We start from the raw sequence: 20670 nt of genomic DNA on the forward strand, positions 1-20670 counted from the left end.
ACCAGGGTGGCGCCGGCCAGCGCGGCCGGATCGGGCAGCGCCGCCGCCTGCAGCGCGACGCCGGCGGTCGACATCACCAGGCCGGGTTCGGCGGCGACCATATTGATTTGATAAGGCGGCGGCAAGCCGGCGTCGCGCGCCTCGTCATTCGCGGTGGAAAAGACCTGGGCGGGACCGGTGGCGTCCAGCAGCAAAAAGCCCGGATAGACCAGCAGCCAGATAGGGATGGGCGTCATGTGGCAGATATTCAACCATGAGCGTCATTTATGTCAACCGCCGTCATGCGACGATACCGCATCCAACTCGGGAGGACGGGATGACGCGCACCATCGGTATTTACATATTCGACAACGTTGAAGTACTGGACTTTGCCGGCCCCTACGAAGTCTTCACCTGCGCCGCCCGGGTGGCCGGCAAGCTGGCGCCGGACGCGCCGCCGCCATTCGCCGTGCGCACCATCGGCGCCGGCGACGCCGCCGTGCGCGCCCGTGCCGGGCTGGTCCTGCATCCGGAAGCCACGTTCGACGACGCCGGCCCCATCGATGTGCTGATCGTGCCGGGCGGCGTGGTGACTGCCGAGCTGGCGCGGCCGGAAGTCACCGCCTGGATTTCGGCCACGGCCGGCCGCGCAGAACTGACGGCCTCGGTCTGCACCGGCGCCCTGCTGCTGGCCGAAGCCGGTCTGCTCGACGGCCTGCCCGCCACCACCCACTGGGAAGACCTGGACGACCTGCGCGCCGGCTGGCCGCAGGTGCGGGTCGAGGGCGGCCGGCGCTGGATCGACACCGGCCGCATCGTCACCTCGGCCGGCATCTCCGCCGGCATCGACATGTCGCTGCACCTGGTCGCCCGCCTCGCCGGCCAGGCGCTGGCCGAACGCACCGCCCGCCAGATGGACTACGACTGGCAAACCTCCGGGGTCAGGTCCCCCATTTCTACACAAACCCGGCCGTAGTCAACGTTACTGCTGTGCCCGTGTTGAATTGGGGGACCTGACCCCGGAGTAGCCGTCGGTGAGGGTTTTGAGGAAGGCGACGATGTCGGCGATTTCGCTTTCGTTGAGCAGCGGCTTGTCGCCGGGCTTGCCGCCGAACGGGGCTTCCACGTTGACGTTGGCGTCCAGCCCGGCCGGCTGGTCGTCGAACTTGCGCTGCTTGTACCACTTCATCGGCGCGGTGTCGCGCGTGGCGTAGAAACGCACCACCTCGGTCAGGCTGGTGAAACTGCCGTTGTGGAAGTAGGCCTTGCGCAGCGCGACGTTGCGCAGCGACGGCGTCTTGAAGGCGCCGCAGTATTCCTTGTGGTCCTTGAGGTCGGTACGGTCCGGGCCGCACAGGCCGAGGTCGTAGTACTGTGGATCGGCGTTGGCCAGCAGCTTGCGGTTGCGCGGCACGCCGATGTTGATCAGGCCGTAGTCGGTGAACTGCGGGAACACGCCGCCCGGCGAAATCTGGCTGATGTGGCAGGACGCGCAATTGCCCTTGGTCTCGTCGTTGAACAGCCGCAGCCCGCGCAGCTCCTGCGCACTCAGCGTGGTCTGCTTGCGCAGGAAGGCGTCGTACTTGCTGTTGTACGGGTAGAAGTCGGTCGGGCTTTCCTGGAACACTTCCAGCGCCATCAGCGCGCCCTGCATGGCGGCGTTCGGCCGCTCGAAAATATCCTCGCCATACACTTTGCGGAACTGCGCCGCCAGCGGACTGGCGCGCAGGTTGGCCAGCACCGCCGCCTCATCCTTGTTGCCCATCTCGTGCGCCGACAGCAGCGGCCCCAGCGCCTGCTCGTGGGCCGACTGCGCGCGGCCGTCCCAGTTGTGGCCGCCGGTCGGGCCGGCGTCGACACTGTCGTCGCCGTCGTCATCGTGGTAGTGCTCGCTGAAGGCGGGCGCGTTCTGGATGTAGCGCAGCGACGGCGCCGCGCGCGTGCCTTCGGTCTTGCCGTCGGCGCCGCCCAGCTGGGCCGCCAGATTGTTGTTGGGGCTGTAGGCATTGTCCGGGCTGTGGCAACTGGCGCAGGCCAGCTTGCCGGAGGCCGACAGCGCCGGCTCGTTGAACATGGCGCGGCCCAGCGCGGTCAGTTCGGGCACGGTCGGACGGCGGCCGGCCATCGGCGCATAGGCGGCGCGCGGCGCATCGGCTGATGCGGCGGCAGCGCTGGCGGAAGCGGCGGCGGCGGCGGGCGGCGATTTCGGCTGGCAGGCGCTGAGCAAGGCAGCGGCCACCACGGCAACTGTATAAATAATTTTCATGCGCGCAGCGTAGCAAAGCGGCATGACAGCTACATGACAGATACAAAACGATACTTTTGCGCTTCAAACATTTCATCGTCCTGACATATTTGCTAAATAGCATGAGCGGCTTTCACCCACCACCCTCAAGGCAAGAAGATGAAAACTACACTCAATATGGCGCTGCGCCCGTTGCCGCTGCTGTTGCTGGCAGCCGGCGTCGGCGCTGGCCTGGTCGCCTGCGGCAGCTCGTCCGATGGCGATGTGCCTACCCTGTCCGGCCAGGTGGTCGGCAGCTATTATGAAAACGCCGTGGTCTGCCTGGAGAGCAGCAGCGCCAAGCTGACCTGCGACAGCAGCTCGGGCAGCGTGCGCACCGCCGCCGACGGCACCTTCAAAGTGACCGGCGCCAGCAGCGGCGCGCTGCTGGTCACCGTCGGCACCGACGCCATCCGCCACGATGCGCTGGGCGACGCCGGCACCAAGGTCACGCAGAAGCTGGTGTTCCGCGCACCGAACGGCCACACCGGCATCATCGACGCCATCAGCACCGAGCTGACCGCCATCATGGACGCCAACGGCGGCGACTTCGCCAAGGCCAGCGCCCAACTGGCAGCGCGCATCGGCGTTTCGGAAAGCAACCTGCTGGCCGACGTCAATAAGGTCTCGGGCGACGACCAGGCCAAGCTGAAGTCGGAAAACGACACCTTCACCTCGGTCATCGCCGCCGCCGGCACGCAGAGCGCCAACGCCGACGTGGCCAACGCCATCAGCGCCGGCGCCGCGCTGGGCAACATCAAGAACATCGTCGTGATCTACGCGGAAAACCGCGGCTTCGACAATCTGTACGGCCTGTTCCCAGGCGCCAACGGCGTGCCGGGCGTGAACCCGACCTCGACCGGCGGCTACGTGGCGCAGAAGGATGTCGACAACAGCACCCTGCCGGTGCTGCCACCGACCTGGGGCGGCATGACCGCCGCCGGCCAGAGCCTGGTGATCACCCAGGCGCAATCGGCCAACCTGCCGAACAAGCCATTCCAGATCGACGACGTGAACAGCCCGATCGCCATGCCGCAATCGGTCATCACGCGCGACCTGGTGCACCGCTTCTACAACAACCAGATGCAGATCAACGGCGGCGCCAACGACAAGTTCGCCCTGTACTCGGACGCTGGCGGCCTGAGCATGGGCTACTACGACGGCAGCAAGATGAAGATGTGGGACATCGCCAAGCAATACGCGCTGGCCGACAACCTGTTCATCGGCGCCTTCGGCGGTTCCTTCCTGACCCACCAGTACCTGATCTGCGCCTGCGCGCCGCAATACCCGAACGCCGACAAGTCGGTGGCCGCCGGTTCGATCTCGAAGATCGATCTGGACAGCAAGGGCAACTTCGTCCGCCTGACGCCAGCGGCCACCTCGCCGACCAGCGTACTGAACGGCGCACAGACCTACGCCAACGACAGCACCCTGACGCCAGCGGATTCGACCGGCATGTTCTACGCGGTCAACACCATGCAGCCGGCCTTCCAGCCAAGCAGCAACGCGCCAGCCGCCGACGACAGCACCCACCTGTATGCCGACACGACCAAGGCCACCACCCTGCCGCCGCAGACGCAGAAAAACATCGGTGATATGCTGACCAGCAAAAACATCGATTGGGCCTGGTACGCCGGCGCCTGGAACAGCACCACCGCCAACGCCACCTCGGCCAACCGCGGCGCGTTTGCCAATCCGCCTAACTTCCAGTTCCACCACCAGCCGTTCAACTTCTTCGCCAATATGGATCCGGTGAAGAACGCGGCCTACCGTGCAGCCCACTTGAAGGACTACGACACCCAGTTCGTGGCGGATGCCGCCGCCGGCACGCTGCCGCCAGTGGCCTTCTACAAGCCGCAAGGTAACCTGAACCAGCACGCCGGTTATGCGTCGGTGGCGGATGGTGATGCCCACATCGCTGATGTGATTGCCAAGCTGAAGAAGAGCCCGCAGTGGAAGAACATGCTGGTCATCGTGACCTACGATGAAAACGGCGGCTTCTACGACCACGCCTCGCCACCGAAGGGCGACCGTTGGGGTCCAGGCACCCGCGTGCCGGCGATCATTGTGTCGCCGTTCGTGAAGAAGGGTTCGGTTGACCATACCCAGTATGACTCGGCGTCGATCCTGCGCGCGATTACCCACCGCTTCAACCTGCCAGTGCTGGATGGTTTGACGGTGCGCGACAAGGCCTTGGCGGCAAATGGCGCCAAGCCGATGGGGGACTTTAGTGGCGCGCTTGCTTTGACGCCACAGGAATAAACCCGCACGGCCAGCTGGGGTCTGACCCCATGCGGGGTCAGACCCCTAAGTGGTAACGCTGAGGCCGTGGCTAAAGCGTGCGGGGTAGAACGACGGTGACAATCAGTCCTTCACCGTCGTTCCCGTGGGACAGGGTTATCGTCCCACCATTCCGCTCCGCCGCCCGCTCGGCAATCGCCAACCCCAAGCCGCTGCCACTCTGCTCCTGCCCCGGCACCCGGTAAAACCGCTCAAACACTTTCTGCTGCAACGCCGGCGCGATGCCCGGTCCCTGATCGGCAATCGTCAGCCGATAACCGTCCCCATCCTCCTCCAGCCGCACCACAATCCGTCCGCCCTCCGGCGAATACTTGATCGCATTGCTGATCAGGTTATCCAGCAACGCCGCCATGCTTTCCACATGCACCGCCATGCTACATGCCGCCGCCGACTGGAATTCCAGCTCGATCCCACGCGCCATCGCCAGCGGCGCCGCCGACGCCAGCCGGCTGCGCACAAAACCACACAAGTCCGTCTGCGGCAACGGCTCCGCGCTCGGTTCCGCCCGCGCCCGTTCGAACGCCAGCAGCTGATGCACCATATGCGTCGCCCGCGCCACACCATCGCGCAGGCCCTGCCCTGCCTCGGCGCTGCGCTCGGGGTTGTCCGCCACGCTACGGCTCAACAACAAGTGCGCATTGATCTGAATCGCCGCCAGCGGCGTCTTCAACTCATGCGCCGCATCGGTCAAAAACTCATGCTCGCGCTCGATGCGCTGGCTCAATCGCGCCATCAGCCGGTTGATCGCATCGATCAGCGGCGACAGTTCGCGATACTTGGAATCCGGCAGCGCCGTCAGATCCGACACCGCACGCGCCTCGATCTGCTCGGCAATCGACCGCAACGGCTTCAAGCCAATCCCGACAATCAGCCACGCCGGCAACAGCAGCAAGGGCAAACTGAAAATGGTCGACGACAGCAAAAAACTCACGCCGGAAAAACTCAGCATCCACTCATCATCGATCTCGTGACTGCGCTCGACCACCAGGCCATTGGCATCATCGCGCGCCACCGTCACCGCCCAGGCATTGGCCTGCCGCGCCGCCGCGCTGCCCGGCGCCGGCAACACCTCGGGCAAGGCCGGCAACGAGTTGTACACCAGCGCGCCGTGCTGCCAGACGCGCAGCCGCACGCGCGAGTGGTAGTCCAGATCGTGGAACATGGCCCGCCGAACATCCTCCAGCGAAGCCGCCGCCCGCGCGATGCGCACACGGTCGTCCGCAATCTCGCTCAAATGCAGCAGCACTTCCCGCGTATGGGCGGCGTTCTCGCTGGCGGTCCGCGCCGCCTGCGTGATCTTCGCCTCAATAGCGACGTAGGTAAAGCCAACCAACGCCACCAGAGCAATCACGCCGGTAAAGCCCAGCATCAGCCGGCGGAACAGTGAGGAGGGCTTATTCATGCGGCTTCTGCGCCATGTAGCCCACGCCGCGCACGGTGCGGATCAGCCGTTCGCCGATCTTCTTACGCAGGTTGGAGATATGCACATCCAGAGTCTGCCCTTCGCTGTGCGGCAACACGCCCTGTTCCAGCTCGGCGCGCGTCAGCACCCGGCCTGACTCCTTCACCAGAGCCAGCAGCAACGCAAACTCGGTGCGCGACAACGCCACCGGTGCGCCGGCGCGCGTGACCAGCATGCGGCTCTCATCGAGCACCAGTTCGCCGAAGCTCCAGCCGCCATCCGCATTGCCGTTGGCGCGCCGCACGATCGCGCGCAGCCGCGCCAGCAGTTCGGGAATCTCGAACGGCTTGATCAGGTAATCGTCGGCGCCGGTGTTGAAGCCGTTGAGCCGGTCCTGCAAGCTGTCGCGCGCCGTCATGATCAGCACCGGCAAGCTCTGGCCGGCCGCGCGCAGTTGGCGCAGCAGCTCCGCGCCATCGCCATCCGGCAGGCCAAGATCCAGCAGCACCGCATCGAACGTCTCGGCCTGCAAACGGGCCAGCACGCCGTCGGCCAGCCGCAGCCACACCACCAGGTGGCCCTCATCCTGGAACACCGCCAGCAGCGCGCGGCCGATGGCCAGGTCGTCTTCGATCATCAGAATTTTCATGCGGGAAGTGTAGCGCGCTTTGTAGTTAAAGTACGCCGACGTAGGCAAAACGCCACAACTTGCCAAATGCAGGCAAATCAGTCACTTGCACGCCAACCTTCAGGCTTTCTTCAGACCGCCAACGCGCCGTCGTTGACCCGTTTTTAGTGCTGTTACAACATCCGCCCTGCAAGCACAATAATTAAGGGAGACATATGACCAACAGCAATCTGTTCCGGCTCCGGCCGGTGGCGGCGGCGTGCGCGCTGCTGCTCGGCGCCGCCGGCGCCAGCCACGCACAACAAGCCGACGACACCACCACGCCACCTGCCGCCGCCAAGCCGGTTGAGGGCGAACTGGCTACCGTCACCGTGGCCGGCATCCGCCGCGGCATCGAGGAGGCGATCTCGATGAAGAAGAATTCGTCCTCCATCGTCGAGGCGATTTCCGCCGAAGACATCGGCAAGCTGCCCGACAACACCGTGGCCGAGTCGATCTCGCGCCTGTCGGGCGTCACCACGCAGCGCAACAAGACCAACGGCAAAGCCACCGACGTCTCGGTGCGCGGCCTGTCGCCGAGCTTCAACGGCGCGCTGCTCAACGGCCGCGAGCAGGCCTCCACCAGCGACGCCCGCAGCCCCGAGTTCGACCTGTTCCCGTCCGAGCTGACCGGCTCGGTCCTGGTGTACAAGACGCCGGACGCCAGCCTGATGGGCCAGGGCCTGGCCTCGACCATCGACCTGCGCACCCTGCGTCCGCTGGACTTCAGCCAGCGCGTGCTGGCGGCCTCGGTGCGCAAGGAACGCATCGGCTTCGACTCCGGTTCCGACCTCGGCTCCGGCCACCGCACCACCTTCAGCTACGTCGACCAGTTCGCCAACCGCACCATCGGCCTGTCGCTGGGCCTGACCAAGTTCAAGGAAGACAACGGCGGCGAACTGAAATTCGACAGCTGGGGCGGCGGCACCACCGACATGGCCTACAACGGCGGCACGGCCAAGGTGCCGTCCGGCTTCCTGGCCGAAACCTCGCGCCGCAAGAGCGACCGCGACGGCGCGGCGCTGACCCTGCAATACAAGCCGAACCAGAACTTCCGCTCAACGCTGGACGTGTTCTACTCGCGCGGCGACGAGACCACCAAGAAAACCGGCATCGAAGGCGCGGTGGCCGGCAGCACCGGCCTGTACGATCCGAACGGCGTGCTGTCGAACGCGGTGGTGGCCAACGGCATCGCCACCAGCGGCACCGTCAGCAACTACAAGGCCGACGTCCGCAACCACCTGTACGGCGCCAAGGACCGGCTGATGTCGATCGGCTGGAACAACGAGCTCAAACTCGACGAGCAGTGGAAGCTGGAGGCCGACCTGTCGCACTCGCACGGCGTCAAGAACATCTCCAATTACGAAACCACCGCCGGCCAGCCTGGCAACACGCCGGCCTCGCAACTGGGATCCGTGAGCTACACGGGCTTCAACGGCACCAACTTCTCGGACGTCAAATACACGCCAAGCCTGAACTACGCCGACCGCAAGGTGGCGCTGCTGACCGACGTTGACGGCTGGGGCGGCGGACCGAACTCGCCGCAGGCCGGCTATGTGGCGCTGCCGACCATCGACGACACCGTCAACGCCGTGCGCATCACCGCGCACCGCGAGCTGGATTGGGGGCCGATCGCCAACGCCCACTTCGGCGCCAACTTCACCAAGCGCGACAAGTCGCGCACCGGCCAGGAAGGCCGGCTGTCGGTCAAGGGCGGCGACGGTTACGCCAGCGCCGCCATGCCGGGCACCGGCAGCGAGATGGCCGGCGCCTCCGGCATCATGGTCGCGTCCTTCGATCCGACCGGCACGCTGGGCACCATCTACGACATCAACCGCTGGGTTGATTCCACCGTGCTGGCGCGCGACTGGACCGTCGGCGAGAAAGTCGCCACCGTGTATGCGATGGCGGACCTCGACGGCAACGTGGGATCGCTGCCGTACAGCGGCAACTTCGGCCTGCAGGTGGTGCACACCAGGCAGGAAGCCACCGGCAACCAGGTCGACCTGGCCAACTGCACCGGCATCACGGTGGAGACCTGCCCGTACAAGGTACGCAGCGACGGTACCAGCTACACCAACGTGCTGCCAAGCCTGAACATCGCCTTCGACCTCGGTTATGAGCAAAAACTGCGCTTCGGCGCCGGCAAGCAGATCTCGCGCGCCAATCTGGACAACATGAAGGCCGGCATGGACTTCTCGGTGCAGAATTCGACCTCGCTGGCGCCGGCGCTGACCGGCTTCGCGGGCAATCCGCAACTGAAGCCGTACCAGGCGCGCTCGCTCGACCTGTCGTATGAAAAATACTTCGGCAAGAAGGGCTACATCAGCGCGGCGGCGTTTTACAAGAAGCTGGACAACTACATCATCAACGCGCCGATGCAGTTTGACTTCAAGCCTTACACCAGCGCCACCACGCCGCTGCCGACCACCGGGCCATACGCCGGTTCCACCATCGGCTTCCTGACCATGCCGCAGAACGGCAACGGCGGCAATATGCACGGCTACGAGCTGGCGCTGAACCTGCCGTTCGCGCTGGCCACGCAGTGGCTGGACGGCTTCGGCATCGCCGCCAACTACTCGTTCACCGACAGTTCGGTGAGGCTGCCGACCAGCGGCTTCGTGTCGCCGTCGAATGCGCCGGTGTTCAATGGTTCGGTGTCGGAGATCGGTTTGCCGGGACTGTCGAAGAACGTCAGCAGCTTGCGCGTCTACTATGAAAACCACGGCCTGCAACTGGCGTGGGCCGCGCACCGCCGCTCCAGTTTTGTCGGCCAGATCCTGGACTACCGCAGCGATTCGCAGTTCACCTTCATCAAAGGCGAGACCATCGTGGATTTGCAGGCGTCCTACGAGTTCCAGCAGGGCTGGCTGAAAGGTGCATCGGTGTTCCTGCAAGGGCATAACTGGACCAACACGCCGTTCCAGGAGTACACCTCCGATCCTAACCAGATCACCAACAAGGTGGTATACGGACGCACCTACACGTTTGGCCTCAACTACAAGTTTTAAGCGGTGCTTTGCCCGGATGTCCCGTCCCCTCACGGGCCATCCGGTTTTTTTATTGAGATGTCATGATCAAATTTCTTCTGATGGCGCTGGCGTTCTGCGGCGCCGCCCACGCGGCCGATCCTTACCAGCCCGCGCCCTACGTCCAGTTCCAGCACGCCGAATGGACCAAAAACGCCAGCATCTACCAGATCAACACCCGCCAGTTCACGCCCGAGGGCACCTTCCGCGCCGCCGAGCGCGAGCTGCCGCGCCTGAAGGCGCTGGGCGTCGACATCCTGTGGCTGATGCCCATTCATCCCATCGGCGAGGCGAAACGCAAAGGCTCGCTGGGCAGCCCGTATGCGGTACGCGACTACCTGGCCGTCAATCCGGAATTCGGCACGCTGGCCGAGTTCCGCCACTTTGTCGATGCGGCGCATGGCCTGGGCCTGCACGTGATCCTCGACTGGGTCGGCAACCATACCTCGTGGGACAGCGTGATGTACGCCAGCCATCCGGAATGGTACGAGAAGGACCGCCACGGCAAGCCGCATCCGACCCCGTGGTACGACTGGGACGACATCATCGACCTCGATTACAGCCAGCCGGCGCTGCGCCGCTACATGACCGAGGCGCTGCGCTACTGGGTGCGCGATGTCGGCATCGACGGCTACCGCGTCGACGCGGCCGGCCTGGTGCCGCAGGACTTCTGGGACAACGCGGCGGCCGAGCTGCGCGCCATCAAGCCGGTGTTCCTGCTGGCCGAATGGGAAAGCCGCGACATGCACGCCAAAGCCTTCGACGCCACCTACGCCTGGACCTGGTGGGACGCGCTGCATGCGGTCGCCGACGGCAAGACCGACGCCACCTCGCTCTACACCTACTACGCCTGGAACCAGAAGTTTTATCCCAAGCAGGCCTACCGCATGCTGTACACCACCAACCATGACAAGAATGCGTGGGAAGGGACCGAATTCGAGATTTTCGGCCCGGCGGTGGATGCGGCCATCGTGTTCTCCTTCGTCAGCGAAGGCATGCCGCTGATTTACAACGGCCAGGAAGCCGGCAACCGCAAGCGGCTGGCCTTCTTCGAGCGCGATGCGCTACAGTGGCAGGCGTCGCCCTACACCGCGCTGTACACCAGGCTGCTGGCTCTCAAAAAGCAGAATACCGCGCTGTGGAATGGCGAATGGGGCGCCACCATGGAGCAGGTGCCGAACAACGCGCCGAAGCAGGTGTTCAGCTTTGTGCGGCAGAATGCCAGGGACAAGGTATTTGCGGTGTTCAACCTGAGCGCGCAGCCGGTGCAGGCCAGCTTCCGCGACGACCTGCACGTCGGCCGCTACCGCGACTTCAGCACCGGCGCGGCGCTGACAGTGGACAGCGATACGCGGTTCGACATGGCGCCGTGGAGCTACAAAATAATGATAAAGGCAGACTAGATGGAGACCATCAAGCAGGTAGTAATCGTCGGCGGCGGCACGGCCGGCTGGATGACGGCGGCCGCGTTGTCGCGCGTCCTTGGCGACAAGGTGAAGCTGACCCTGATCGAGTCGGACGATATCGGCACCGTCGGCGTCGGCGAATCGACCATCCCGATGATCAAGTTGTTCAACACGGTGCTGGGCATCGACGAAGATGAATTCATGCGCGCCACGCAGGCCACCTTCAAGCTGGGCATCGAATTCAACGACTGGGGTCGCGTCGGCGACAGCTATATGCACGGCTTCGGCATCTTCGGCCAGGATCTGGCGACGCTGCCGTTCTACCAGTACTGGCTGCGCCTGCAGCAGGCGGGCAAGGCGCCGGATATCGAAAACTACTCGATCAACCGCATGGCCGCCAAGGCCGGAAAATTCATGCGCGCCGACCGCTCGCACGGCAACTCGCCGCTGGGCGATATCGTCCACGCCTTCCACCTGGACGCTGGCCTGTATGCGCGCTACCTGCGCCAGTACAGCGAGGCCAAAGGCGTGCGCCGCATCGAGGGCAAGGTGGTCGATGCGCTGACGCGCGCTTCGGACGGCCATGTCGACGCGGTGCGTATGGAGAACGGCGATCTGATTGGCGGCGAATTGTTCATCGACTGCTCCGGCTTCCGTGGCCTGCTGATCGAACAGGCGCTGCACACCGGCTTTGAGGACTGGTCGCACTGGCTGCCGTGCGACCGCGCGTGGGCGGTGCCGTGCGAGCTGTCCGGCGAGCTGCTGCCGTACACGCGCGCCACCGCGCGGCCGGCCGGCTGGCAATGGCGCATCGGCCTGCAACACCGCACCGGCAACGGCCATGTATATTCGTCAAAGTTCATGAACGACGAGGCGGCGCGCGCGCTGCTGATGGCAAACCTGGATGGCCGGCCGCTGGCCGAGCCCAAGCTGCTGCGCTTCACCGCCGGCAAACGCAAGCAGGTATGGAACAAGAACGTGGTGGCGGTCGGCCTGTCGTCCGGCTTCCTGGAGCCGCTGGAATCGACCAGCATCCACCTGATCCAGTCGACCATCGCGCGCCTGATCACCTTCTTCCCGGATCGCGGCTTCAGCGCGGCGGACGTGGCGGAGTTCAACCGCCAGTGCGATTTCGAAGTGGAGCGCATCCGCGACTTCATCATCCTGCACTACCACGCCACCGAACGCGATGACACGCCGTTCTGGAACTACGTGCGCACCATGGACATTCCCGACACGCTACGCGCCAAGATGGACTTGTGGCGCTCGCGCGGGCGCATCGTCCGCAACGACAACGAGCTGTTTGCGGAAGTGGGCTGGCTGCAGGTGCTGCAAGGGCAGCGTGTCCCGGTGGAAGGCCATCATCCGCTGGCGGACCTGATGGAAGAAAAAGAAGTTGCCGACTACCTGGGCGATATCGCCTCGGTGATCGGCCAGTGTGTCAATCAAATGCCGTCGCACGCCGCCTACATCAAGGCGCGCTGCGCGGCCAAATAAGGAGTATCTGTGCATATCAATTCCCTACAGGTCCGCTTGATCGCCGCCGCCTGCATGCTGCTGGGCGCGACCGCGCATGCCGATGAGGTGCTGGGCACCGTGTCGTCGCCCAACCATGCGATCAGCGTGGCGGTGGAGCGCGACGACGGCGGCCACATCGCCTATGCCGTGCAACGCAACGGCAAGCCGCTGATCGCCTCGTCGAAGCTGGGCTTCCTGCTGGCCAACGCGCCGCAATTGGACATTGGCTTCACGCTGGCTAAAAAGACCACATCCGATCATGACGACACGTGGGAACAGCCGTGGGGAGAGCGCCGCTACGTGCGCAACCACTATCAGGAGCTGCGGCTGGAGCTGGTGCAGAAGGAGTTGAACAACCGCCGCCTGGCTGTGGTGTTCCGCGTGTTCGACGATGGTGTAGGCTTCCGCTACGAGTTCCCGGATCAGCCGGAGTTGCCGGACACGCGCATCAGCGACGAGCTGACCGAGTTCGTCGTCGCGCCGAAGGCCACCGCGTGGTGGCAGGAAGCGGGCGAGAAGGCGGCGCTGGAATACTCGATCCGCAAGACGCCGCTGGCCGAAGTGGGCATGGCGAATACGCCACTGACCATCCGCACCGAAGACGGCACGCATATCGCGTTCCACGAGGCGGCATTGGTGGATTACGCGTCGATGTGGCTGCGCAAGGTCGATGGCCAGAAGCTGCGCGCGCATCTGACGCCGTCGGCCTATGGCGCGCCGGTCGAACGCCATGGCGCGTTCACCACGCCGTGGCGCACCATGCAGATTGCCGACAACGCGGCCGGCTTGTACATGTCGGATCTGGTGCTGAACCTGAACGAGCCGAATAAACTGGGCGACGTGTCGTGGGTACATCCGTCGAAGTTTGTCGGCGTGTGGTGGGAGATGCATCTTGAGAATAGCACCTGGGGATCAGGCGCCAAACATGGCGCCACTACCGCCAATACCAAGCGCTATATCGACTTCGCCGCGCGCAATGGCTTCCGTGGCGTGCTGGTTGAGGGCTGGAACCTGGGATGGGATGGCAACTGGTCGGGTAGCGGATCGTCGTTCAGCTTTACGCAATCGTATCCGGACTTTGATCTGCCGGCGTTGAGCGCCTATGCGCAGCAAAAGGGCGTGCGCCTGATCGGCCACCACGAGACCGGCGGCAATGTCGCGCGCTATGAGCAGCAGATGGATGCGGGCTACCAGCTGTATGCGAAGCTGGGCGTGGACAGCATCAAGTCCGGCTATGTGACGGATGGCGGCGAGGCGATCTTCCCCAGCGCTGATGGTGGCACGCACTTTGGCTATACCGACTCACAGGAAGGCGTGCGTCATTATCTGAAGGCAGTGACCGAAGCGGCGCGCTACAAGCTGGCGATCGATACGCATGAACCGGTGAAGGATACCGGCTTGCGTCGCACGTACCCGAACTGGATTTCGCGCGAGGGTGCCCGCGGGATGGAATACAACGCCTGGGGCAATCCGATCAACAGCGTTGATCATGAGGTGAATCTGGTGTTTACGCGCATGCTGAGTGGGCCGATGGATTACACGCCGGGTATTCTGAGTCTGGAAGGCGTGAAGGGACGGCCGATTAATTCGACGCAGGCGAAGCAGTTGGCCAGCTTCGTCGTGATCTACTCGCCGATTGTGATGGCGGCGGATTTGATGGAGAACTATGAGAAGTATCCGGGTCCGTTCAAGTTCATCAAGGATGTGCCGACGGATTGGGCGGATACGCGTGTGCTGCATGGCGCGATGGGCGAGTATGCGACCATCGCGCGCAAGGATCGGCATTCGGATAACTGGTATGTGGGTTCGATCACTGATGGCACGGCGCGCACGCTGCCATTGGCGTTGACGTTCCTTGATCCGGGCAAGCGCTATGTGGCGGAGATTTATCGCGATGGCGAGCAGGCGGATTATCGGAACAGCCACCGTTTCGATATCGTCATCGAAAAACAGACCGTCACTGCCGCGACGGTTCTGCAATTGAAGCTCGCACCTGGCGGCGGCCAGGCGATTCGCTTCACGCCGCAGTAAACCCGCACGGCCAGGTGGGGTCTGACCCCGTACGGGGTCAGACCCCTAAGTGGTAACGCTGATGTCGAAGCTAAAGCTTGCGGGGTAGATGCATGCGACGGTAGAGCAGCGGCAATACCAGCAACGTCAGCGCAGTAGACGACATTATTCCCCCGATAACCACCGTGGCCAGGGGGCGCTGCACTTCGGCGCCGGTTCCGGTGGCAATCGCCATGGGGATGAACCCCAGCGACGCCACCAGCGCCGTCATCATCACCGGCCGCAAGCGCTCCAACGCACCTTCCCGGATCGCCTGCTCCACGCTGCGCCCCTCCTCCCGCAACTTGCGAATGGCCGCAATCAGCACCAGCCCATTCAACACTGCCACGCCAGACAAGGCGATAAATCCCACCGCCGCCGATATCGACAACGGTATCCCGCGCATCGCCAGCGCCGCCAGGCCGCCGGTCAACGCAAACGGTATGCCGCTGAACACCAGTAAACCATCCTTCAGATTACCGAACATCGCAAACAGCAGCAGCATCACCAGCGCCAGCGCCGCCGGCACCACAATCCGCAAACGTTGCGACGCCGATTGCAGCTGCTCGAACTGCCCTCCCCAGCTGGTCCAGTACCCAGCCGGAATCCGCACCTCCTGCAACCGCCGCTCCGCCTCGGCCACAAACGATCCAATATCCCGCCCGCGCACATTGGCGCTGATGACTACCCGCCGCTTGCCGTTCTCCCGGCTGATCTGATTCGGCCCCGGCGCAACGTTAAACGTCGCCACCTCACCCAACGGAATGAAATGCGCACCACCTGGCAGCGGCAACGGCAAGCGCCGCAGCGCCTCCAGATCGCCACGCAGCGCATCCGGCAAGCGCACCACAATGTCGAAACGGCGGTCGCCCTCGAACATGGTGCCGGCCTGCTGGCCGCCGATGGCCGTCGCCACCACCTGCTGCACGTCGCTGATGTTCAGGCCATAGCGCGCCGTCTGGGCGCGGTCTATGTCCACCGTCAGCACCGGCAAGCCGCTGGTCTGCTCCACCTTCACCTCCTGCGCGCCGTCGACCTTGCCCAGCATGGCGGCGATGCGCGCGGCGGTGGCGTCCAGCACCTCCGCATCGTCACCGAACAACTTCACCGCCACATCGCTGCGTACACCCGATATCAGCTCGTTGAAACGCAGCTGGATCGGCTGCGAAAACTCATACGCGTTGCCGGGGATTTGCGCCACCGTGGACTGGATGGCCGCCAGCAGCTGCGCGCGCGTTTTCTTCGGTTTAGGCCACTGCGCTTCCGGCTTGAGCATGATGTAGCCGTCCGAGATATTCGGCGGCATCGGATCGGAGGCGATTTCCGCCGTGCCGGTGCGCGCGAACACGCGCTCAATCTCGGGGAATTTGCGCATCAGTGTCAGCTCGATCTGCTGCTGCATCGCCACCGATTGCGTCAGGCTGGTTCCGGGGATGCGCAAAGCCTGCATGGCGATGTCACCTTCGTTCAGTGATGGCACGAACTCGCTGCCCATGCGCGTCGCCAACAGCAGCGACAGCGCCACCGCAATGCCGGCAAAGCTCAACACCACCGGCGCGTTGGCCAGCGCGCGTTCCAGCAACGCGCCGTACCAACGCTGCATGCGATGCGCCGGCTTCTCCACCACCTTGTCGCCAATGAATAGCGCCACGGCAGCGGGTATGAAGGTAATCGACAGGATCATGGCGCCAGCCAGCGCCATCACCACCGTCAACGCCATTGGATGGAACATGCGGCCTTCGACGCCGGTCAGCGCGAAAATCGGCAGGTAGACCACCATGATGATCAGCTGTCCGAACAACAGCGGTCGGCGCGACTCCTGTGCAGCCGCGAACACCGCCTCGAATCTTTCGGCGCGCGTCAGCACGCGGCCTTGCAACGCCTGCGCGTGCGCCAGACGCCGCACGCAGCTTTCGACAATGACCACCGCGCCGTCGACGATAATGCCGAAGTCCAGCGCGCCAAGGCTCAACAGGTTGGCGCTGACCTGATACGCCACCATGCCGCTGAAGGTGAACAGCATGGCCAGCGGAATCACCATGGCGGTGATCAGCGCCGCGCGCAGGTTGCCAAGGAAAACGAACAGCACGGCGATGACCAGCACCGCGCCCTCCAGCAGATTGCGCTTGACCGTGCCGATGGCCTTGTCCACCAATGCCGTGCGATCGTAGACGGTGACGGCCACCACGCCCACCGGCAGGCTGCGGTTGATGACGGCCATCTGCTTGTCCACCGCCTGCGCCACGGCGCGGCTGTTCTGGCCGATCAGCATGAAGACGGTGCCCAGCACCACCTCGCGGCCGTTTTCGGTGGCGGCGCCGGTGCGCAGTTCGCGGCCGATGTCCACTTCGGCGACGTCGCGCACTCGCACCGGCACGCCGTTCACGCTGCGCAGCACGATGTTGCGGATGTCGTCCAGCGAACGCACCTGGCCCGGCGCGCGCACCAGCAGCTGTTCGCCGCGCTTTTCGATGTAGCCGGCGCCGGCGTTGCCGTTGTTGCGTTCCAGCGCCAGCACCACGTCCCGCAAGGTCAAGCCATAGGACGCCAGCCGCTGCGGCTGTGGCGCCACGTGGTATTCCTTGGCGTAGCCGCCGATGGCGTTGATCTCGGTGACGCCGGCGACATTGCGCAGTTGCGGCTTGACGATCCAGTCCTGGATCTCGCGCAGGTCGGTCGGCGTGTAGGACGTGCCATCGGCCTTCCTGGCATCGGGCCGCGCTTCCACCGTCCACAGGTAGATTTCACCGAGGCCGCTGGACACTGGTCCCATGGCTGGCGTGATTCCATCCGGCAGTTGCGCGCGCGCCTGTTGCAGCCGTTCGCTGACCAGCTGGCGCGCGAAGTAGATGTCGGTGCCGTCCTTGAACACGACGGTTACCTGCGACAGGCCGTAGCGCGACAGCGAACGCGTTTGCTCCAGGCGCGGCAGGCCGGAAAGCGCCGTCTCCAGTGGATAGGTGATGCGCTGCTCGGTCTCCAGCGGTGAATAGCCCGGCGCCGCCGTGTTGATCTGCACCTGCACGTTGGTGATGTCGGGTACGGCGTCGATCGGCAGCTTCTGGTAGCTGTAGACGCCCAGCGCGGCCATGGCAGCCACCAGCAGCATGACCAGCCAGCGCTGCGCGATGGCGTAGCGGATGATACGTTCAAACATGGTGGTCTCCCGTATCAATGTTCATGTTCGGCGCTGTCCTTGCCCAGTTCCGCCTTCAGCACGTAGCTGTTGGCGGCGGCGTAGGATGTACCGGTGGTCAGGCCGCGCAGGATTTCGGTCAGCTTGCCGTCGCTGCGGCCCGGCCTTACCGGCCGTGCCTCGAAGCCTGTGGCGGTGCGCACGAAGATGGCGGGTCTGCCGTCTATCGTTTGCAGCGCGTCTGCGGCCACGGTGACTGCGGCGGCACTCATTCCTGACTGTACGTCGACGTTGACGAACAGGCCGGGACGCCAGGCGCGTTCGGGGTTCGTCAGCGCCACGCGGGCGGTGGCGGTGCGGGTCTGCTCGCCGAGCAGCGCGCCGACGTAGGTGATCTTGCCGCTGGCCTGCGCCGCGAAGGCGGCGGCGCGGACGATGGCGGTTTCGCCGACGCGCACGCGGTTCAGGTCTTGCGGCGGCACGGCGAAGTCGGCCCACACGGTGGACAAGTCGGAGATGGTGAAGACGTTGGCGTCTTCCTTGATCGCCTCGCCCATCGCCAGGTGCTTTTCCATCACCACGCCGGCGAACGGCGCGCGCAGCTCCAGTTGGTTGAGCTGCTTGCCGGCCGCAGCACCGGCGCCCAGCACGCTAAGTTTTTGCTGGGCGTTCTGCACGGCGATGTCGGCTTCGCTCATTGCCTGTTTGGCTTGCAGGTAGTCCTGTTCGGCGGAGATTTTGTCTTGCCACAGTTTGTGTTCGCGTTCCAGCGTGGTGCGGGCCAGCGCCAGCCGGCGTTGGGCGGACAGCAGTTCGCTGCGCTGCTCGGACAGGGCGCTGCTGGCCAGCACCGCCAGCAGTTGGCCGCGCTGGACGGTCTGGCCCAGTTCCGCGTGCACGGCGACCACCACGCCGGCCAGCTTGGGCACCACGTGGGCGGTACGGTCGTCGTTGAAGCGGATTTCGCCGGGCAGCGTCAGGATGGTGCTAATCTGCGCCGGCGCGGCGGTGGCCAGCACGATGCCGGCGGCCTGAATCTGCGCAGCGCTCAACGTGATGGTCTCCGGCGCGCTGGCGGCGGACGATGCGGCGCTGCGGGCGCCGGCCGGCGCTGCATCGGCGGCACTGACGGTGCCGGCGGCTGGCGCATCGGCATGGCCGTCATCGTTGTGTGCGTCGTCGGCGCGCGGTTTGAGGATGAGGGTCGCCAACAGCAGCGCGACGGCGGCCATGGCGGTAATGGTGATGGTCTGCTTCTTATTCATGCTCTGCTCCGAGAAGGCGCGCGATGGCTGCCTGCGCGCGATGCGCGTCGGCCAAGGTGGTGAGGTAGTGGGACTGCGCCTGCAACAGCGTGCGCTGCGCATCAAGCACGTCGAGGAAGCCGAACTTGCCGTAATCGAAGCCGGTGCTGGCCGCCTCGTAGGCACTTTGCGCGCCCGGCAGAATCTCCTCCCGCAGCGCCAGCGCCTGCGCGCGCGCCGCCGCATATTCCTCACGCGCGGCCACCAGTTCGGCCTCCAGCCGCGCCGCCGTCGCCGCCACGCCATCGCGCGCCTGGTCGACGCGCCGCGCGGCTGCCAGCACCGCGCCCTGATTGCGGTCGAACAGCGGCAACGGCAGCGACACGCCAAACACCGCCTGCGTGCGTCCCAGTTCCTCCGAACGCTTGCTGCCCACCGTCAGCGCCACATCGGGCACGCGGCGCGACAACTCCACCTGCGTCAACGCCTGCCGCCGCGACAGTTCAGCGCGCGCCACCTGCATGGCAGGCGCCTGCGCCAGCAAGGCGCGCTGCTCCGCCATCGACGGCAACTCGGGCAGCGCGGCGATCTCGCCCGCCACCTGCTCGAAACGTGGCGACGGATTCCCCCACAACGCCGCCAACCGCACGCGCGCCGTCGCCAACGCACTGCGCGCACGAATCAGCTCCAGCCCGACCGTGGACGCCGCCACCTGCGCGCGCGTCTGCTCCACCGGCGACACCTTGCCAGCCACCACCCGCCGTCCGGTCGCCGCAGCAGCGCGCTGCGCCAGCTCGGACGCCTGCTGCGCCAGACGCAACTGCTCTTGCGCAGCCAGCACAGCGAACCACGCCGCCGCCGTCTCCGCGCGCACCTCGGCGCGGCGTTGCAGCAGCCATGCGGCCGCACCTTCACGGCCGCGCTGCGCCGCCTGCACGCGCGCCGCGCGCTTGCCGCCCAGTTCCAGCGGCTGGCTTAACTGCAAGGTGGTTTCACGCGTATCGCGCCGCGTATCGACGCGCTCCAGCGACAGGGAAGGATTGGGCAGCAGGCCGGCCTGCCGCACCGCGCCGTCCTCCGCCAGCAACTCATGACGGGCCGCCGCCAGGTCGGCGTTGCCATCGTCGGCCAGCGCCAGCGCCGCCGATAACGTCAACGGCGCCGACGGCTCCTCAACGGCCTGCGCATAGGCAGGCCATGCCGCTAACCATAGCGGCAAAACAAATTTGAACATCGAATTCTCCGATTAACAGGATAGGAATTCGACGAGACGTGAAGGAAAAAAGCTCAGGCCTCGCCGCGTCAGGCGACGAAGGACCAGTTGGGCCGTGGCGGCCCGTCAGCGATATAGGAGTGGTAGTGCAGGGCGCCCGGCGGCGCATAGATGGCGACCGGCGCCACAGTCAATACGGCATCGGCGCCCGGCAGCGAAGCCTGCACCGCGTGATGACAGACTTCGCAATCGCCATGCAGCTTGCCCGGCTTGCTCTTGCCGGCATCGTCGTCACCGGCTTGCGCCTGGTGCTGATGACCATGGTGACCGAAGTGCGTGCTCTTGCTGGACTCGTGCTGGCAATAGACGGCCGCCATCGACCAGGAATACTGGATCGGCAGAATGGTCAGCAGCAGGATGAGCAATAGCTTTTTCACCAGAC

The 20670-nt window shown here is 65.0% G+C and carries 13 protein-coding genes and 1 pseudogene; 6 read left to right on the plus strand and 8 right to left on the minus strand.

Annotated elements, in window-relative coordinates:
- Window positions 1-236, minus strand: a pseudogene (locus GJ695_RS25565) (GlxA family transcriptional regulator); the annotation flags it as partial.
- Window positions 237-316: 80 nt separating this feature from the next.
- On the opposite strand from GJ695_RS25565, the gene GJ695_RS25570 reads away from it, so the two are divergent.
- Window positions 317-955 carry a DJ-1/PfpI family protein gene (locus GJ695_RS25570; RefSeq protein ID WP_154369803.1) on the plus strand — a complete coding sequence of 213 codons (639 nt, stop codon included), beginning with the start codon at window positions 317-319 and terminating at the stop codon, window positions 953-955.
- Between the two features lie 6 nt (window positions 956-961).
- Here GJ695_RS25570 and GJ695_RS25575 read toward each other — a convergent pair whose 3' ends face one another.
- Window positions 962-2245 (minus strand): cytochrome-c peroxidase, encoded by a 1284-nt coding sequence (locus GJ695_RS25575; protein WP_154369805.1) that lies wholly within the window; start codon window positions 2243-2245, stop codon window positions 962-964.
- 138 nt (window positions 2246-2383) lie between these two features.
- Here GJ695_RS25575 and acpA point away from each other — a divergent pair, with 138 nt between their 5' ends.
- Window positions 2384-4525 (plus strand): acid phosphatase, encoded by a 2142-nt coding sequence (gene acpA, locus GJ695_RS25580; protein ID WP_229261302.1) that lies wholly within the window; start codon window positions 2384-2386, stop codon window positions 4523-4525.
- 70 nt (window positions 4526-4595) lie between these two features.
- Here acpA and GJ695_RS25585 read toward each other — a convergent pair whose 3' ends face one another.
- Both GJ695_RS25585 and GJ695_RS25590 read right to left on the minus strand, forming a co-directional pair.
- Window positions 4596-5966: a sensor histidine kinase gene (locus GJ695_RS25585; protein ID WP_154369807.1), complete on the minus strand. Its 1371-nt coding sequence runs from the start codon at window positions 5964-5966 to the stop codon at window positions 4596-4598.
- Window positions 5959-6603, minus strand: coding sequence for a response regulator transcription factor (locus GJ695_RS25590; RefSeq protein WP_229260650.1), 645 nt, complete (start codon window positions 6601-6603; stop codon window positions 5959-5961). Before GJ695_RS25590 ends, GJ695_RS25585 begins: the two co-directional genes overlap by 8 nt.
- 206 nt (window positions 6604-6809) lie before the next feature.
- On the opposite strand from GJ695_RS25590, the gene GJ695_RS25595 reads away from it, so the two are divergent.
- From GJ695_RS25595 to GJ695_RS25610, 4 genes are all read left to right on the plus strand, one after another.
- Window positions 6810-9644 carry a TonB-dependent receptor gene (locus tag GJ695_RS25595; RefSeq protein WP_154369811.1) on the plus strand — a complete coding sequence of 945 codons (2835 nt, stop codon included), beginning with the start codon at window positions 6810-6812 and terminating at the stop codon, window positions 9642-9644.
- Window positions 9645-9706: 62 nt separating this feature from the next.
- Window positions 9707-11065, plus strand: a complete 1359-nt coding sequence (locus GJ695_RS25600; RefSeq protein WP_154369813.1) for an alpha-amylase family glycosyl hydrolase — start codon at window positions 9707-9709, stop codon at window positions 11063-11065.
- Entirely contained in the window at window positions 11066-12565 is a 1500-nt protein-coding gene (locus GJ695_RS25605) for a tryptophan halogenase family protein (protein ID WP_154369815.1), read from the plus strand.
- A 9-nt stretch (window positions 12566-12574) separates the two neighbouring features.
- Window positions 12575-14617, plus strand: coding sequence for a glycoside hydrolase family 97 protein (locus GJ695_RS25610; protein WP_371866604.1), 2043 nt, complete (start codon window positions 12575-12577; stop codon window positions 14615-14617).
- 70 nt (window positions 14618-14687) lie between these two features.
- Here GJ695_RS25610 and GJ695_RS25615 read toward each other — a convergent pair whose 3' ends face one another.
- The 4 genes from GJ695_RS25615 to czcI all read right to left on the minus strand — a co-directional run bounded on the left by GJ695_RS25615 (window position 14688) and on the right by czcI (window position 20665).
- A complete protein-coding gene (locus tag GJ695_RS25615; RefSeq protein WP_154369817.1) occupies window positions 14688-17792 on the minus strand; it encodes an efflux RND transporter permease subunit in 3105 nt (1034 codons plus the stop codon).
- Between the two features lie 14 nt (window positions 17793-17806).
- Window positions 17807-19036 (minus strand): efflux RND transporter periplasmic adaptor subunit, encoded by a 1230-nt coding sequence (locus GJ695_RS25620; RefSeq protein ID WP_154369820.1) that lies wholly within the window; start codon window positions 19034-19036, stop codon window positions 17807-17809.
- Complete coding sequence (locus GJ695_RS25625; RefSeq protein WP_154369822.1) at window positions 19029-20249, minus strand: TolC family protein; 1221 nt, start codon at window positions 20247-20249, stop codon at window positions 19029-19031. The genes GJ695_RS25620 and GJ695_RS25625 overlap by 8 nt, the downstream gene beginning before the upstream one ends.
- A 68-nt stretch (window positions 20250-20317) precedes the next feature.
- A complete protein-coding gene (czcI, locus tag GJ695_RS25630) occupies window positions 20318-20665 on the minus strand; it encodes a cation efflux protein, CzcI family (RefSeq protein WP_166455339.1) in 348 nt (115 codons plus the stop codon).
- Between the last annotated feature and the right edge of the window lie 5 nt (window positions 20666-20670).

The sequence above is a fragment of the Duganella alba genome (assembly GCF_009674495.1).
Taxonomy (GTDB): Bacteria; Pseudomonadota; Gammaproteobacteria; order Burkholderiales; family Burkholderiaceae_D; genus Rugamonas; species Rugamonas alba.